Here is a 14,074-nt window from a genome sequence, read left to right as displayed (position 1 = left end):
AATCGCTGGATCGCCCTCGGGCGGTCTGGCCCGTTCCTGAAACATACCACAAAGCAGGTGTGCGATGCGTCTCGCCCTTTTATCAATGTCGTTTCTTGTTGTCGCCGTGTCCGCGACCGCGGGCTGGCAACTGGGTGCATTTGGCGACACAGAAAAACGCCAGAAGATTGAACCATTTTCATCTGCCTTTGAACACAACGACGCCTTCCAGTTTGAACCACCCCAACCGGGTAGCTATGCCTTGAATGTAATCAAGAAGGCACCTGAGGGCAGGGTGCTTGATATCCACGGCAACAGCCGGAAACTGTCTGACTTGTTGCAAGACAAGGTATCACTTGTCAGCTTTGTTTACTTGAACTGCGGGGATATCAACGGCTGTCCGCTGGCGATGTCGACGTTGTTTGATATTCACGACACCAGCGCCAAAATTCCGGGGCTGCATGAAAACGTCCAATTGATGACAATCAGCTTTGACCCCGAGCGTGACACGGTCGAAGCGATTGAGGCATTCGCCTATCCCATCACTCAAAGCGACACGGCCAGCAGAAAGCTTGACTGGCATGTGCTGACGACTTCGGGGCAGGCGGCTCTGAACCCGATACTCGAAGGGTTCGGGCAGGTTGTGGACCGGTCAACTGACCAAGAGCAGATCAGCCATCTGTTGCGCATCTATCTGGTCGATCGCGAGGGTCAGATCCGAAATATCTATGGTTTGGGGCTGATTGATCCACGGCTGTTGATGGGCGATGTCGAAACGCTGCTGCTAGAAGAAGGTTTGCTTTAAGTGGCCTGTCTGTCTTGGGCGAAAACCCTGTTGTTCGGCGTTGGTGTCGTGACTTGCGGGGCGACGGCCGCTATGGCCGATTCCTACGACACGCCGCGAGATGGGACAGATCATAAAATCGCGCCCCAAAACTGCGAACATGCGGGCGATGCGGATTGGGCGCAAAAGGCGCTCAGCCGGAGCATGGAGCCACAATTGGGGTTGCCACCCATGGTTCACCCTGAGGACAACCCGCCTACAATTGAAAAAATTGAACTGGGCCGCGAGCTGTTTTTCGATCGGCGTCTGTCGATCAACGGCACCATGTCATGCGCCATGTGCCACGTGCCCGAACAGGGCTTTACCACATGGGAGCTGCAACGCGCGGTAGGTGTCGAGGGTCGTAGCGGAAAGCGCAATGCCCCATCTTTGCTCAACGTCGGGTTTCTTGCCCCCCTGTTTCATGACGGGCGTGACCCGGCACTTGAAACGCAATTCATAGCGCCCATGGTGGCACGTAACGAAATGGCAAATCCTTCGGTCGGTTGGGTTGTGTCGTTTCTGAACAGGGATCAGGATTACCTTGATCATTTCGACGCCGCTTTTGGTGCGAAAGCATCTCTTGATCGCATCGGGCAAGCATTGGCCGCCTATCAACGCAGCCTGATTGCCGGGAACAGCCCATTTGATCATTGGTATTTCGCCGGCATAGCGGAGGCGGTGCAGGATGATGTCAAACGTGGCTTTGATCTGTTTATGGGCGAGGCTAATTGCGCAGTTTGCCATACAGTGGCGGATGATTTTTCGTTGTTCACCGATCAATCCCTGCACGATACAGGGTACGGTTTCATGCGTGAACAAAAGCGGCAACATCCGCCTGAAAGCGTTACGGTACAATTGGCGCCGGACGTATTCGTAGATGTTGATTTTGCCCGTGTGAAATCGGTGAGCGCGCCGCTTGAGGCTGATCTGGGGCGCTATGAAGTGACCGAAGATCCGGCGGATCGCTGGAAGTTCCGGACACCGAATTTGCGCAACGTAGCTATGACAGGCCCCTATATGCATGACGGTGCGTTGAACACGCTTCGCGCTGTCCTTGATTTTTACAATATGGGTGGTCCGGGCCATCCTGAACAATCACCTCTGATTGCGCCTTTGGGTTTATCAGAGGCCAATATTGATGATTTGGAAGCATTTCTGAATAGTCTGACGTCGCCTGATCTGGATTGTCTGGCAGCAGAAGCGCGCAGTCTCCGCCCGAAAAATAACTGAAAAGGACCTAAAGATGATGAAAACCCGCGCCGCTGTCGCCGTTGCCGCCGGACAACCGCTTGAGATCATGGAGGTGAACCTAGAGGGGCCTAAACGCGGTGAGGTTTTGGTTGAGATCAAGGCAACCGGCCTGTGTCACACCGACGAATTTACCCGCTCGGGCGATGATCCCGAAGGCATTTTTCCCGCGATCCTCGGCCATGAGGGGGCCGGTGTGGTGCTGGAGGTGGGCGAGGGCGTGACCACGCTGGAACCGGGCGATCACGTGATCCCGCTTTACACGCCGGAATGTCGTGAGTGCGAGTATTGCCTGTCGGGCAAGACCAACCTCTGCCAGAAAATCCGCATCACCCAAGGCCAGGGCCTGCTGCCCGATGGCACCACCCGGTTTTCGATGCTGGATGGCACGCCGATCCATCACTACATGGGCTGCTCGACCTTTGCCAACCACACGGTCGTGCCTGAGATTGCACTGGCCAAGGTGCGCAAGGACGCGCCTTTTGATAAAATCTGCTACATCGGCTGCGGTGTTACCACCGGCATTGGCGCGGTGATCAACACCGCCAAAGTCGAGATCGGCGCGCGCTGTGTGGTCTTTGGGCTGGGCGGCATTGGCCTCAACGTCATTCAGGGGCTGCGGCTTGCCGGGGCGGATCAGATCGTGGGCGTCGATCTGAATGACGACAAGGCCGAAATCGGCACCTATTTCGGCATGACCGATTTCGTGAACCCTTCAAACGTTGACGGCGATCTGGTGGCGCATCTGGTGGAACTGACCAAAGGCGGGGCCGACTACACATTTGATGCCACCGGCAACACAAAGGTCATGCGCACAGCACTTGAGGCGGCGCATAAGGGCTGGGGCGAAAGCATCATCATCGGGGTGGCGGCGGCGGGGGCCGAAATCTCAACCCGGCCGTTTCAACTGGTCACCGGGCGCGTCTGGCGTGGCACGGCCTTTGGTGGGGCCAAGGGGCGCACGGATGTGCCAAAGATTGTCGATTGGTACATGAACGGCAAGATTGAGATCGATCCGATGATCACGCATAAGCTGACCTTGGATCAGATCAACGAAGGCTTTGAGTTGATGCATCAGGGCAAGTCGATCCGCGCGGTTGTCGAGTTTTGAGCGGCGCGCGCGGGGGCTGTTGCCCCCCATTTGACGTAGAGCCGGGGGGCTGTCTGCCCCCCGAGACCCCCCGAGGAATAGATAAGACCAAAAAGAGTTAAGGGGCCGCGGTATCCGCTGCTGAGCAGCCTCACATGAGTGGTCCAAATTGAAAGTTAGTGCATGATTGGCCTTTGGCCCATCGGCACGATGGCCTCTGGTGCCGGTGGGCGATAGCCCAATGCACTTTGGGGTCGTTCGGTGTTGTAGTGGTTCCTCCATCTTTTTGATAAAAATTTGGGCATCCCGCAGCGAGTAGAAGATTTCGCCGTTGAGAAATTCGTCTCGCATCCGTCCATTGAATATTTCGCAGTAGCCGTTCTCCGATGCACTGCCCGGCAGGGCATCGCATGGCGATGTCCCGAGAGGGGCGATCCTGGTTCGATATATGCAGTCTTTGCTCCAACTGTCTTAATCCATTCCCTGACGGCCTCAGCGATGAACTCAGGGCCATAACACATTCGGAATAACGCTGATTGAGAGGCTATGGCCACCAGCGCAGCCCTCAAACAGCGCTGCAGGTGGTCATTGCCAAATCTCAGGTCCCTACAGTGGTTTTGCACAAACCACACTGTAAAGGAGGCCGACTATGACCGCGATTATTGTCGCACAAGATGCACCTGTTTTGGCGGCCATCGACGTTGTGTGGACCGGTGCTGGCCCAGAACGCGGCAAACCCGTCGTTCAGAAACCTTGAACCGACTGCGCACGCGGTCAATGCAGGCCCGCCGACGCGATGGGCTCAGAAGTTTCCCGATGCGGCCTCCTTTAGGATCAGCTTGTCCAATGTAAGGTCAGAAACCGCACGCCGAAGGCGCTCGTTCTCTTTCTGTAGCCGCTTCAGTTCCTTGAGCTGTTCCGTGCCCATTCCACCGTACTTCTTCTTCCAACGGTAGGAGGTTTGTTCAGTCACACTGATCTGCCGGATCGCATCAATCCGGCGCATGCCTTGCCCCATCAGAACTTCAACCTGCCGTAACTTCGCGACAATCTCGTCAGGCTTAGGTCTCTTAATCGCCATCTCTGGTCCTCGGCTTTCCGAACTATAGGGGCGGAGCACTTCAAAGGGGGAGGCTCAACGACATGAACCCAGCGTAGCAGCAGGCCGATATGAGTAGCTGGACACCGACGACGTACAAAATGCGGAACTGGGCAGAGTATAATCTTCGCTTAAGAAACGGGGATCGCTGTCGTTCTGGTTTGATGCGGAGATGGTTTGGGAGGCAACGCCGTCCGGTCGACGAGGATGGCAGCAAGCCTGTAGTGATGCTGCCATTCAAACCTGTCTGCCTCCGAAGGTCCTGTTTGGTCACCCCTTGCGGTAAACAACTGGTTTTGTTGAGAACCTGCTGAAACGTGGCGGATTGGACTGGTCGGTGCCGGACTTCAGTACTCTGTGTCGCCGCCTAAGATCATTATCCGTTGCCATTCCACATGAGGGGGCGGCGGGGCCGCTGCACCTGCTTGTGGATAGCACCGGCATCAAGGCCGAGGGTGAGGGGGAATGGAATGCTCGCAAGCATGGTGGCCCCAAACGCTGCTTGTGGCGCAAGGTAGACCTAGGGATCGACGCGGAAACGCTGGAGATACGCGCAAATGCCATGATGCGATTGCAGCACGCAATGCCCATGCGGTCACCCCGCCGCGCAAAACTGCCAAGATGTGAAAGCAGGATACGCCCAGAGCGCGAGCCCGCAACGAAGCCGTCGGCTAAATCGGTCTGAGGTACGGGGAAGTTAGAGATATGGCCGATTTGTGCAACAAAGCCCAGCAATCCCAGAAACCTTAGAAATCGTCGATTTCCGGGACATCACCGAGCCTGACCAGAAAACTCGGCGGGCCAACCTCGCCAGAGCTTGGATCCTCGCTCACCATGTAGGCATCGGCACCAAGGCAGGTTTCGGACCGGGCTTCTCGTTCGGCCCGGTTCTGGGCCTCCGATGCAGTGGAGTATTGAAATTGCTTGTCGATTTTCAAACTTACCTGCTCACCAACCCGGGGCAGCTTTTCGACATATGTCTGGCAGATATAGTGAACTTTTACTGCGCTGTCGTCTGAGTTTGTCATGGCTGGATCCTTTAAGGAGTGAAGACGCCATTGATGCTGCAAAGCAGGGCGGTGGGAAAGGGGCATTTTATCCGCCTATATCATTCAAAGCGCATCAACAGTGACTTGATGTGCGTGTTTTCACCCGACGCTTGCCTAATCCGGGCTGGCGGGTCGGCGCGCAGACTTAGCGGGTCGTCACGCAGACGACAGGTTTTCCTCGTATCGCCTCACCCTCTTTGTGTGACGACCGTGATTTAGGAATTACTCTTGACAGGGCGACTATATTTTAAATATCCATGAAATATGGAATCAATGTTGATCAACCGCTTGGCGACGCTCAGTCATCCACAACGGATGGGAGTGTTTCGACTGCTCATGCGCCGCTGCCCGGATGCGGTGCCAGCGGGTGAAATTGCCCTGGCATTGGGTCTCAAGGCAAGCACCGCGTCGGTCTATCTGGCGGCCCTGACGCAGGCGGACCTGATTACTCAGCGGCGCGACGGGACCCGTTTGCTATACGCCATCAATCTTGATGCGACCCGCGCGGTAGTCGACGAGTTGTTTTTCGACTGCTGCGGCGGGCGGGCGGATTTATGTCCGCCGCAGCTTGCTGATCTGCTCAACGCCGCCGCGCCGCGCGCGCGGGAAAAGCTGAACGTGCTCTTTGTCTGTACCGGCAATTCCGCCCGCTCAATCATCGCCGAAACCATCCTGCGCGATCTGGGAAGGGGGGTCTTTAATGGCCACTCTGCGGGGACCGCGCAGCGCTCGGCGCTGAACCCTTTTGCCGTGGAAATGCTTGTGGCAAAAGGCCACGACGTATCGCAACTGCACGCCAAGAATATCGCGGCGTTTCAGGCCCCCGACGCCCCGCGCATGGACTTTGTCTTTACCGTCTGCGACCGCGCCGCAAACGAGGATTGCCCGCCTTGGCCGGGGCAGCCGGTGTCGGGGCACTGGGGGATGCCGGACCCGGTAAAGACCGAAGGCACCGACGCTGAAAAACGTCTGGCTTTTCATCAGACCTACGGAGCGTTGCACAACAGGATCAGCGCCTTCACCGCCCTGCCGTTGCAAACGCTAGACGGCGCTTCGCTGCAACGGCGCATCGACGCGATTGGCACATTAACTGCGACACAGGAATAGACCAACATGACCACCTACGCCCTCAATGGCCTTGGCCGCATTGGTAAACTCGCGCTTCGTCCCTTATCGGAACGAGGGGCGAAAATCGCCTTTATCAACGACGCGGTTGGCGACCCCGAAATGCACGCGCATCTGTTGGAGTTTGATTCCATCCACGGGCGGTGGGCGGCGGATTTCGCATCGGATGATCGTTCCATCACCATCGACGGAATTCGCATTCCGGTGACAAGCAGCCGCGCTCTGGAGGATTTGCCCCTGGCAGGCGTTGACGTGGTGATAGATTGCACCGGCGCGTTCAAGACCGAGGCCAAGTTGGCCCCGTATTTTGCGGCGGGGGTCAAAAAGGTCATCGTATCTGCCCCCGTCAAGGACGGACCAACCGCAAATATCGTCTACGGCGTGAATGATGAAATCTACGACCCTGCCAGCCACCACATCGTCACGGCGGCCAGCTGTACGACGAATTGCCTTGCCCCGGTGGTCAAGGTCCTGCTTGACGGGATTGGGATCAAACACGGATCGATCACAACCATCCACGACGTGACCAACACCCAGACCATCGTCGACCGCCCGGCCAAGGACATGCGTCGCGCGCGCTCGGCGCTGACCAACCTGATACCGACCACAACCGGCTCTGCTACGGCGATCACGCTGATCTATCCCGAACTCGCGGGCAAGCTGAATGGCCACGCCGTGCGCGTGCCGCTGTTGAACGCCTCGATCACGGATTGCGTTTTCGAGATGGCCCGCGACACCACGGTGGAGGAGGTAAATGCGCTGTTCAAAGCCGCTGCCGAGGACGGGCCGCTGAAGGGCATCTTGGGCTATGAAACACGTCCGCTGGTGTCGTCGGACTATACCAATGACACGCGCAGCAGCATCATCGATGCCCCCTCGACGATGGTCGTGAATAGCACGCAGGTAAAGGTCTATGCGTGGTACGACAATGAATACGGCTATGCGCACCGGTTGGTAGACGTGGCGCTGATGGTGGGCGGCGCGCTGTGACGCGCCCGGCCGGGTTCAGCGCCTATGTCACTGTAACGGCTGCCTATTGGGCGTTCATGCTGACCGATGGGGCCTTGCGGATGCTGGTGCTGCTGCACTTTCACACGCTCGGGTTTTCCCCTGTGCAATTGGCCTATCTCTTTGTGCTCTATGAGGTTGCGGGGGTGGTGACCAATCTGTCGGCAGGTTGGATCGCCGCACGTTTTGGCCTCGCCTCAACGCTCTATGCCGGGCTGATGTTGCAGATCGTGGCGCTTCTGGCCCTTGCGCAGCTTGATCCGGGCTGGGGCATCACCGCCTCGGTGGCCTTTGTCATGCTGGTGCAGGGGCTGTCCGGCGTGGCCAAGGATCTGGCCAAGATGAGTTCGAAAAGTGCGGTGAAAATTCTTGCCCCGGCAGAGGATGCGGGGCTGTTCAGGTGGGTTGCGGTGCTGACCGGGTCCAAGAACGCCGTGAAAGGGCTGGGGTTTCTGCTGGGGGCGGTGGTGCTGGGTGTCTTTGGATTTGTGCCCTCGGTACTGACAATGGCCGCGATCTTGTTTGTCATCCTCGTGGCTGTGCTGGTCGGTATGCCCGCGGGGCTTCCTGTCGGTCGCAAGGAGGCCAAATTCTCAGAAGTTCTGTCAAAGAACAGAGATATCAATTGGTTGAGCGTAGCCCGGCTGTTCCTATTCGGCGCGCGTGATGTGTGGTTTGTTGTGGGTATCCCGATCTATTTCTATGCCGTGCTGTCGGATGGCAGCCACGACGGCAACCGCGCGGCTTTTTTCATGATCGGGACGTTCATGGCCGTCTGGACCATCCTTTACGGTGTGGTGCAGGGCTGGGCGCCGCAAATTTTGCGCGCGGCGTCACGGGGCCCAGGTGAATTGCTGTCGCAGGCACGCCGCTGGGTTGGCGGGTTGATAATTGTACCCGCCGTGCTGGCGGGGCTGGTGTGGATCATGGCCGAACCCTCGCCCTTGCTGACGGGCGCTGTCGTCTTGGGGTTGTTGATCTTTGGCGCCGTCTTTGCCGTCAATTCGTCGCTGCATTCCTTCCTGATCCTAAGCTTTACCGATGCCAGGCGGGTGACGATGGATGTCGGATTTTATTACATGGCAAATGCTGCGGGGCGGCTGCTGGGCACGGTCCTGTCGGGGCTGACCTATCAACTGGGCGGGCTGCCACTGTGCCTTGGGACGGCGGCGGTGATGATCGCGGCAAGCTGGCTGGCCACGACACAGCTGGCCGTTGCGCCGGGCGCGCGGGCTGCATAGGATCGACCGATGACATATTCCGATGCCCTGCTGAAAGATGTTCTGACCCGTGCGCGCCGCATTGCCGTGGTGGGCGTGTCGATGAACCCTGTGCGCCCGAGCTATTTTGTCGCGCGTTATCTAGACCTTAAGGGGTATCACGTGGTGCCGGTAAACCCGATGCACAGCGGCGAGACACTGTTTGGCAAAACTGTGGTTGGTGCACTGTCTGACATCGAAACGCCGGTGGATATGGTCGATATCTTTCGCCGTTCTGACGCGGTGCCTGGCATCGTAGAAGAGGCGCTGGCGGCGTTTCCAGACCTCCAGACCATCTGGATGCAAATCGGCGTGGAACATGGCAAAGCGGCCGCACAGGCCGAGGCGCGCGGCGTGACGGTGATCCAGAACCGCTGTCCGAAGATCGAATATCAGCGGCTGTTCGGTGAGCTGCGTCAGGGCGGATTTGCCACGGGCGTGATATCGAGCAAACTCTAGCCCCGTGAAAACAGGGGCGATTTATGCTATGCTACGCCCATCTGATCATCTCAGAGGGGGACGCGGGATGTTGAACATAACGGTAAAGGCGGTGTTTCTGGGCCTTGTTTTAATCGTCGCATTGGGGTCGGCCAGCGGCTGCACACCGCCACGTGAAGAAATCGAACGCGAAATCGGAGAATAGCCAGCGCCGCGGGATTAACCCTTTGTGCGCGAAGCCTTTTCCGAAAGGCCCGATTGCGTCTGGCGGCGGGCCAGCTCGGCCAGCACATCGTCCAACGGGACATCACGCGCGGCCAGCATCACCAGCAGGTGATACAGCACATCCGCCGCCTCTGACGTGAGCGCTGCGCGGTCGCCTTTGACGGCTTCGATGATGGCTTCGATGGCTTCTTCGCCAAATTTCTCGGCGCATTTTTCTGGGCCTTTGGCCAGCAATTGCGCGGTCCAGCTGCTGTCCGGGTCAGCGGATTTGCGTTCTAAAATAGTGGTGTAGAGATCATTCAGGGTCATGTCAGCCTCACGGGGATGCCGGCGGCGGCCATATGGCGTTTGGCCTGTGCCACGGTGAATTCGCCAAAGTGAAAGATCGATGCGGCCAGCACCGCAGAGGCGTGACCTTTGATCACACCGTCAACCAGATGATCCAGATTTCCCACCCCGCCAGAGGCGATGACAGGCACGCTGACGGCATCGGAAATGGCGCGGGTCAGGGGCAGGTTGAACCCCTGTTTGGTGCCGTCGCGGTCCATTGACGTCAGCAGGATTTCACCCGCGCCCTTGGCCGTGACGAGCTGTGCAAATTCAACCGCGTCGATGCCGGTGGGTTTGCGGCCGCCGTGGGTAAAAATCTCCCATTTTCCGGGGCTTACGGTCTTGGCGTCGATGGCGCAGACGATGCATTGGCTGCCAAATTGATCCGCCGCACGGGCGATCACATCGGGGTCGGCCACAGCAGCAGAATTGAAACTGACCTTATCCGCCCCGGCCAGCAGCAGGGCGCGCACGTCGGCCGCGGTGCGCACACCGCCGCCCACGGTCAGCGGGATATAGCAGTGTTCAGCCGTGCGGCGGACCAGATCAAACATGGTGCCGCGGTTTTCATGGGTGGCGTGAATATCAAGAAAACATAGCTCATCCGCGCCTGCGGCGTCGTATGCGATGGCGGCATCGACGGGATCACCGGCGTCGCGCAGGCCGACAAAGTTCACGCCTTTGACCACGCGGCCATCGGCGACATCAAGGCAGGGGATGATGCGGGTTTTCAACATGGGAGTGATGTAGCGGGGTGCGCAGAGGGGGGCAAGTGCGATGGTGTTCGAGGGTGTGGCACGCAACGATCGGTGGGCGGCGCAACGGAGGGGCCGCTAAACAGGGTCAACGGCCTGAAAAGCAGGGGTTTGGCCATGCGTATTCTGTACAGAGCCTGTACAGCAGCCGTACAGCGGCGGGACATCGGAGGGCGGGGTTAACGGCGCGCGCGGTGGGTTTGTTCACGAAGGGTTACGTGGTGCGCATGGCGCGGAGGCTGTGCCATGGACGGGGGACAGGCGCTGGATGTGGCGAGGGTCTGGTTTGAGCCCTAGAGCGCCTTATGAAAATTCTGTAGCAATGGCGACGGCCAACCAAATCGAATATGCAATAAATGCTGCCAAACAAAGTTTCTTTGATCCCACATAGTACTCTCCAGAAATGACGATCAGAGAACAAAAACTCCAGATGAGAGTGATGAGAAAAGGAAACTCGAAGTTCCCGAGCAAGCCTAAAAAGCCTGCCGTTGAGACAAAAACCCCTGAGAATGCGATTATTCTTACGCTATTTCGCCAGAAGGGATGCTTGGGATTATCTTCAGTGCCATATATCCACATCGCTAAGAACGCCACGACAAGCTCAAGTATCTCTGCCATGAATGGTGCCCTTGTTTCGATTAGTTGAATGGCCACTTTAGCCTGATACTGAGGCTAGACTAGTGCGTCGGTAAGGGCGGCTTCGTCCGCATAGCGGTCCTTCGAGCCAATTGGAAAAACACCCTGTTTGGCGCCCGAAGTAACATCCGAACCGAGGGCCATCGCCTGCCCGTCACGCCAAAGGCGTGCCAACGTGAATGGCGCACCTTTGGTGCGACGGGCAGGCGACCCAATACGCTGATCCGCCCCGCTTTATAGTGCAGCCTTGGTGGGAGTTATCAGAGGTGCGCCCAGCCTATCTATATCGCCTCCCCGTGGGGCGGGCAGGCGATGGCCCGGCGCTACGCTTGTTCCGGGCCGTCGGCAGTATGGGCGTTACATGGTGCGCGTGGTTAAATGGGGTTTTGAGATCGTCAGCCCGTCACACCAACGGTGCGCATTAAAGGGAGCGACGGGCAGGCGATGGCCCGGCACCTGCGGCTTGATTCCGGGCCGTTGGCAGAGCGAGGAATCAGTCGGCGAGGGCGGCCAAGGCTTCACCCAAGTCAATCGCGCCGTCATAGAGCGCGCGGCCAGAGATTGCGCCTGAGATCACGCCGGTGTCGCGCAGGGCCACCAGATCGGCCAGAGACGACACGCCGCCCGAGGCGATCACCGGGATCGACACGGCGCGGGCCAGTGCGGCGGTGGCGTCAATGTTTGGCCCCCCCATCGCGCCATCGCGCATGATGTCGGTGTAGATGATCGCGGCAACGCCTGCGTCCTCGAACGAGCGTGCGAGATCGGTGACCATGACATCGGTTTCGGTCGCCCAGCCTTTGGTCGCCACGCGGCCTTCGCGCGCGTCGATGCCCACCGCAACCTGACCGGGGAAAGCGGCGGCGGCCTCGCGCACCAGATCGGGATTTTCCACGGCGACGGTGCCGAGGATGACACGGGCAAGGCCCTTATCCAACCATGCCTCGATCGTGGCCATGTCACGGATGCCGCCGCCCAGTTGGGCGGGCACTTTGCAGCGTTTCAGGATCGCTTCGACCGGGGCGGCGTTGACGGGCGTGCCGGCAAATGCGCCGTTGAGATCGACCAGATGCAGCCATTCGCAGCCTGCATCGACGAAGGCGGCGGCCTGTGCGGCGGGGTCTTCGTTGAACACGGTGGCGCGGTCCATGTCGCCATGGACCAGACGCACGGCCTGGCCGTCTTTGAGATCAATCGCGGGGTAGAGGATCATGGCGCGGCCCTTTGTGCTGAGTTTGGGCGGGGTTTTGCACGTAGCGGCAGATTATGCAACGCGACCCAGGGCGCAGATCGCAAAACCTTGCGCAGGTTGCACAACGTTTTGTGGTTTGTGTCCTAAGGTCAATCTTGCCGGATGATTTGTGTTGGCGCAGAGTTGTGGCAGATCGGGAGGAGAGATCATGAAACAACTATTTGCAGCGGCGATACTGGGGATCAGCATGGCGGGGGCAGCCTATGCGGCGGACCCGATCGTTGGCACCTGGCAGACCATCAAGGATGACAACGGCAATTCCGGCCAGATCAAGGTGGTGGAATGCGGCGCGGCGATCTGTGGCACGTTGGAAAAGTCCTTTGATGCCAACAACAAGCCGTTCAAGTCTAAAAACCAGGGTCGCAAGATGATCTGGGACATGAAGAATGAAGGCGGCGGCAACTATGGTGGCGGCAAGGTCTATTCGCCAGACCGCGACAAGACCTACGGCGGCAAGCTGGTGCTGTCGGGCAATTCACTGAATGTGAAGGGCTGCGTACTGGGTGTTTGCCGGAGCGGTGGTACTTGGCAGCGGGTTAAGTAACCCCCCGCGTTTTAGAAATCAATTGAACGACTCAGGGCGCAGGTCTATGCTAGGTCTGCGCCTTTGGGCTGCCTATTCGGGCAGCGGATAAAGGCCGGGTATCGCTTGGGGGAGTGATGCAATGTCTTTTTGTAAAATATCTATATTGAGTGCATTTTTGGTCAGTGGCGCCGCTGTTGCGCAGGCCGACGTGCCGTTGGGTCTGTGGAAATCGGCCCCGGACCGGTCGGGGCTCGTGGTGCATGTGCGCACCAAACCCTGTGGCGACGCCCTATGTGGCCGGGTTGAGCGGACCAAGGACCGGCGCGGCTATGATACGCCGTCCAGTTTCGTAGGGCGCAAGATCGTCTGGGATATGGTGCCACAGGGCGATGGCAGCTATTCGGGCCGCCTGTGGGAGCCAGCGCGCAACCGCATGTTGGACACGCGGATGCAGGTGCAGGGCAACCGGATGAAGCTGCATACCTGTGACGGGGACAACTGCCGTGACGAGGTCTGGACGCGGCTGCGGTAAGGACTATCGAGGCCACCCGCCCGTCACAAGCCAGTCACAAGCGGCAGGCAATGGTCCTTATGGTTTCCAGTTCAAAAAGTTCGCGATCAGGCGCAGGCCGGTGGTCTGGCTTTTCTCGGGGTGGAATTGCATGCCCAGCATCGTGTCCCGCCCGATGATGGCCGTCACGTCGCCCGCATAATCCACATGTGCCAGACGCTCAGCTGGGTTTGTCACCGCCATATGGTAGGAGTGCACGAAATAGGCGTGGTCCCCGGTGCTTAGCCCTTCGAACACGGCGTGCGGATGGTCGATCACCAGATCGTTCCAGCCCATGTGCGGCACCTTCAGCGCGGGATCAGCGGGGGTGATCGCCGTCACCTCGCCCGCGATCCAGCCAAGGCCGGGGGTATCGCGGTATTCGCGGCCCATGCTGGCCATGAGCTGCATCCCGACACAGATACCCAGAAACGGGCGGCCTTGGGTTTCGACCGCTTCGACCATGGCGTCGTGCAAGCCGCTGGCGCCTTTGAGCGCTTCCATACAGGCGGGGAATGCCCCATCGCCGGGCAACACCAGACGGTCGGCGCTTGCGACGACGTCGGCGTCGGCGGTCACGACAACCTCGCCTGCGTCGACCTCGCGGGCCATGCGTTCAAACGCCTTGTGGGCGGAATGAAGATTGCCGGATTCGTAGTCGATGATCGCAGTCAGCATC

At 58.7% G+C, this 14,074-nt stretch carries 15 protein-coding genes and 2 pseudogenes; 10 read left to right on the top strand and 7 right to left on the bottom strand.

Annotated features, from left to right (window positions below):
* Window positions 1–85 precede the first annotated feature (85 nt).
* The 3 genes from AC1965_RS12330 (at window position 86) to AC1965_RS12320 (ending at window position 3,164) form a co-directional block, all read left to right on the top strand.
* Complete coding sequence (locus tag AC1965_RS12330; RefSeq protein WP_483884167.1) at window positions 86–784, top strand: SCO family protein; 699 nt, start codon at window positions 86–88, stop codon at window positions 782–784.
* 72 nt (window positions 785–856) lie between these two features.
* On the top strand, window positions 857–2,035 hold the full coding sequence (locus AC1965_RS12325; RefSeq protein WP_483884166.1) for a cytochrome-c peroxidase: 1,179 nt from the start codon (window positions 857–859) through the stop codon (window positions 2,033–2,035).
* 16 nt (window positions 2,036–2,051) lie between these two features.
* Window positions 2,052–3,164, top strand: a complete 1,113-nt coding sequence (locus tag AC1965_RS12320) for an S-(hydroxymethyl)glutathione dehydrogenase/class III alcohol dehydrogenase (protein WP_483887036.1) — start codon at window positions 2,052–2,054, stop codon at window positions 3,162–3,164.
* Window positions 3,165–3,352: 188 nt separating this feature from the next.
* Here the strand turns inward: AC1965_RS12320 and AC1965_RS12315 are convergent.
* Window positions 3,353–4,224: pseudogene (locus tag AC1965_RS12315) on the bottom strand (integrase core domain-containing protein); the annotation flags it as partial.
* Between the two features lie 89 nt (window positions 4,225–4,313).
* Here AC1965_RS12315 and AC1965_RS12310 point away from each other — a divergent pair.
* A pseudogene (locus AC1965_RS12310) lies at window positions 4,314–4,866 on the top strand (IS5 family transposase); the annotation flags it as partial.
* Between the two features lie 122 nt (window positions 4,867–4,988).
* Here the strand turns inward: AC1965_RS12310 and AC1965_RS12305 are convergent.
* Window positions 4,989–5,270 (bottom strand): hypothetical protein, encoded by a 282-nt coding sequence (locus AC1965_RS12305; protein ID WP_483884165.1) that lies wholly within the window; start codon window positions 5,268–5,270, stop codon window positions 4,989–4,991.
* Window positions 5,271–5,555: 285 nt separating this feature from the next.
* Here AC1965_RS12305 and AC1965_RS12300 point away from each other — a divergent pair, with 285 nt between their 5' ends.
* Genes AC1965_RS12300 through AC1965_RS12285 form a run of 4 tightly spaced genes read left to right on the top strand, consistent with a single transcriptional unit; the run spans window position 5,556 to window position 9,142 of the window.
* Window positions 5,556–6,398, top strand: a complete 843-nt coding sequence (locus tag AC1965_RS12300) for an arsenate reductase/protein-tyrosine-phosphatase family protein (RefSeq protein WP_483884164.1) — start codon at window positions 5,556–5,558, stop codon at window positions 6,396–6,398.
* A gap of 6 nt (window positions 6,399–6,404) precedes the next feature.
* Window positions 6,405–7,406, top strand: a complete 1,002-nt coding sequence (locus AC1965_RS12295) for an ArsJ-associated glyceraldehyde-3-phosphate dehydrogenase (RefSeq protein WP_483884163.1) — start codon at window positions 6,405–6,407, stop codon at window positions 7,404–7,406.
* Window positions 7,403–8,665: an organoarsenical effux MFS transporter ArsJ gene (gene arsJ, locus AC1965_RS12290; RefSeq protein WP_483884162.1), complete on the top strand. Its 1,263-nt coding sequence runs from the start codon at window positions 7,403–7,405 to the stop codon at window positions 8,663–8,665. Before AC1965_RS12295 ends, arsJ begins: the two co-directional genes overlap by 4 nt.
* 9 nt (window positions 8,666–8,674) lie before the next feature.
* Window positions 8,675–9,142 (top strand): CoA-binding protein, encoded by a 468-nt coding sequence (locus AC1965_RS12285; protein ID WP_483884161.1) that lies wholly within the window; start codon window positions 8,675–8,677, stop codon window positions 9,140–9,142.
* A gap of 198 nt (window positions 9,143–9,340) precedes the next feature.
* Here the strand turns inward: AC1965_RS12285 and AC1965_RS12280 are convergent, their stop codons facing one another.
* From AC1965_RS12280 to hisA, 4 genes are all read right to left on the bottom strand, one after another.
* Entirely contained in the window at window positions 9,341–9,655 is a 315-nt protein-coding gene (locus AC1965_RS12280) for a phosphoribosyl-ATP diphosphatase (protein WP_483884160.1), read from the bottom strand.
* Window positions 9,652–10,413: an imidazole glycerol phosphate synthase subunit HisF gene (gene hisF, locus AC1965_RS12275; protein ID WP_483884159.1), complete on the bottom strand. Its 762-nt coding sequence runs from the start codon at window positions 10,411–10,413 to the stop codon at window positions 9,652–9,654. Before hisF ends, AC1965_RS12280 begins: the two co-directional genes overlap by 4 nt.
* 321 nt (window positions 10,414–10,734) lie before the next feature.
* On the bottom strand, window positions 10,735–11,049 hold the full coding sequence (locus AC1965_RS12270) for a hypothetical protein (protein WP_483884158.1): 315 nt from the start codon (window positions 11,047–11,049) through the stop codon (window positions 10,735–10,737).
* A gap of 511 nt (window positions 11,050–11,560) precedes the next feature.
* On the bottom strand, window positions 11,561–12,280 hold the full coding sequence (gene hisA / locus AC1965_RS12265) for a 1-(5-phosphoribosyl)-5-[(5-phosphoribosylamino)methylideneamino]imidazole-4-carboxamide isomerase (protein ID WP_483884157.1): 720 nt from the start codon (window positions 12,278–12,280) through the stop codon (window positions 11,561–11,563).
* Between the two features lie 187 nt (window positions 12,281–12,467).
* On the opposite strand from hisA, the gene AC1965_RS12260 reads away from it, so the two are divergent.
* Window positions 12,468–12,863, top strand: coding sequence for a DUF2147 domain-containing protein (locus AC1965_RS12260; protein WP_483884156.1), 396 nt, complete (start codon window positions 12,468–12,470; stop codon window positions 12,861–12,863).
* A 121-nt stretch (window positions 12,864–12,984) separates the two neighbouring features.
* Window positions 12,985–13,377, top strand: a complete 393-nt coding sequence (locus tag AC1965_RS12255) for a DUF2147 domain-containing protein (protein ID WP_483884155.1) — start codon at window positions 12,985–12,987, stop codon at window positions 13,375–13,377.
* A gap of 57 nt (window positions 13,378–13,434) precedes the next feature.
* On the opposite strand, the gene hisH is transcribed toward AC1965_RS12255, so the two are convergent.
* Entirely contained in the window at window positions 13,435–14,073 is a 639-nt protein-coding gene (hisH, locus tag AC1965_RS12250) for an imidazole glycerol phosphate synthase subunit HisH (RefSeq protein ID WP_483884154.1), read from the bottom strand.
* Window position 14,074: the final 1 nt, after the last annotated feature.

It is taken from the genome of Sulfitobacter sp. KMM 9851 (assembly GCF_057178245.1).
The sequence above is the reverse complement of the archived record's forward strand: the minus strand, read 5'-3'. Positions and strand labels throughout refer to the sequence as shown.

Bases quoted from the DNA above. Each gene is read 5' to 3' on its own strand.
- AC1965_RS12330 (WP_483884167.1), top strand. From the start codon at position 86: ATGTCGTTTCTTGTTGTCGCCGTGTCCGCGACCGCGGGCTGGCAACTG.
- AC1965_RS12325 (WP_483884166.1), top strand. From the start codon at position 857: ATGGCCGATTCCTACGACACGCCGCGAGATGGGACAGATCATAAAATC.
- AC1965_RS12320 (WP_483887036.1), top strand. From the start codon at position 2,052: ATGAAAACCCGCGCCGCTGTCGCCGTTGCCGCCGGACAACCGCTTGAG.
- AC1965_RS12305 (WP_483884165.1), bottom strand. From the start codon at position 5,270: ATGACAAACTCAGACGACAGCGCAGTAAAAGTTCACTATATCTGCCAG.
- AC1965_RS12300 (WP_483884164.1), top strand. From the start codon at position 5,556: ATGGAATCAATGTTGATCAACCGCTTGGCGACGCTCAGTCATCCACAA.
- AC1965_RS12295 (WP_483884163.1), top strand. From the start codon at position 6,405: ATGACCACCTACGCCCTCAATGGCCTTGGCCGCATTGGTAAACTCGCG.
- AC1965_RS12285 (WP_483884161.1), top strand. From the start codon at position 8,675: ATGACATATTCCGATGCCCTGCTGAAAGATGTTCTGACCCGTGCGCGC.
- AC1965_RS12280 (WP_483884160.1), bottom strand. From the start codon at position 9,655: ATGACCCTGAATGATCTCTACACCACTATTTTAGAACGCAAATCCGCT.
- hisF (WP_483884159.1), bottom strand. From the start codon at position 10,413: ATGTTGAAAACCCGCATCATCCCCTGCCTTGATGTCGCCGATGGCCGC.
- AC1965_RS12270 (WP_483884158.1), bottom strand. From the start codon at position 11,049: ATGGCAGAGATACTTGAGCTTGTCGTGGCGTTCTTAGCGATGTGGATA.
- hisA (WP_483884157.1), bottom strand. From the start codon at position 12,280: ATGATCCTCTACCCCGCGATTGATCTCAAAGACGGCCAGGCCGTGCGT.
- AC1965_RS12260 (WP_483884156.1), top strand. From the start codon at position 12,468: ATGAAACAACTATTTGCAGCGGCGATACTGGGGATCAGCATGGCGGGG.
- AC1965_RS12255 (WP_483884155.1), top strand. From the start codon at position 12,985: ATGTCTTTTTGTAAAATATCTATATTGAGTGCATTTTTGGTCAGTGGC.
- hisH (WP_483884154.1), bottom strand. From the start codon at position 14,073: ATGCTGACTGCGATCATCGACTACGAATCCGGCAATCTTCATTCCGCC.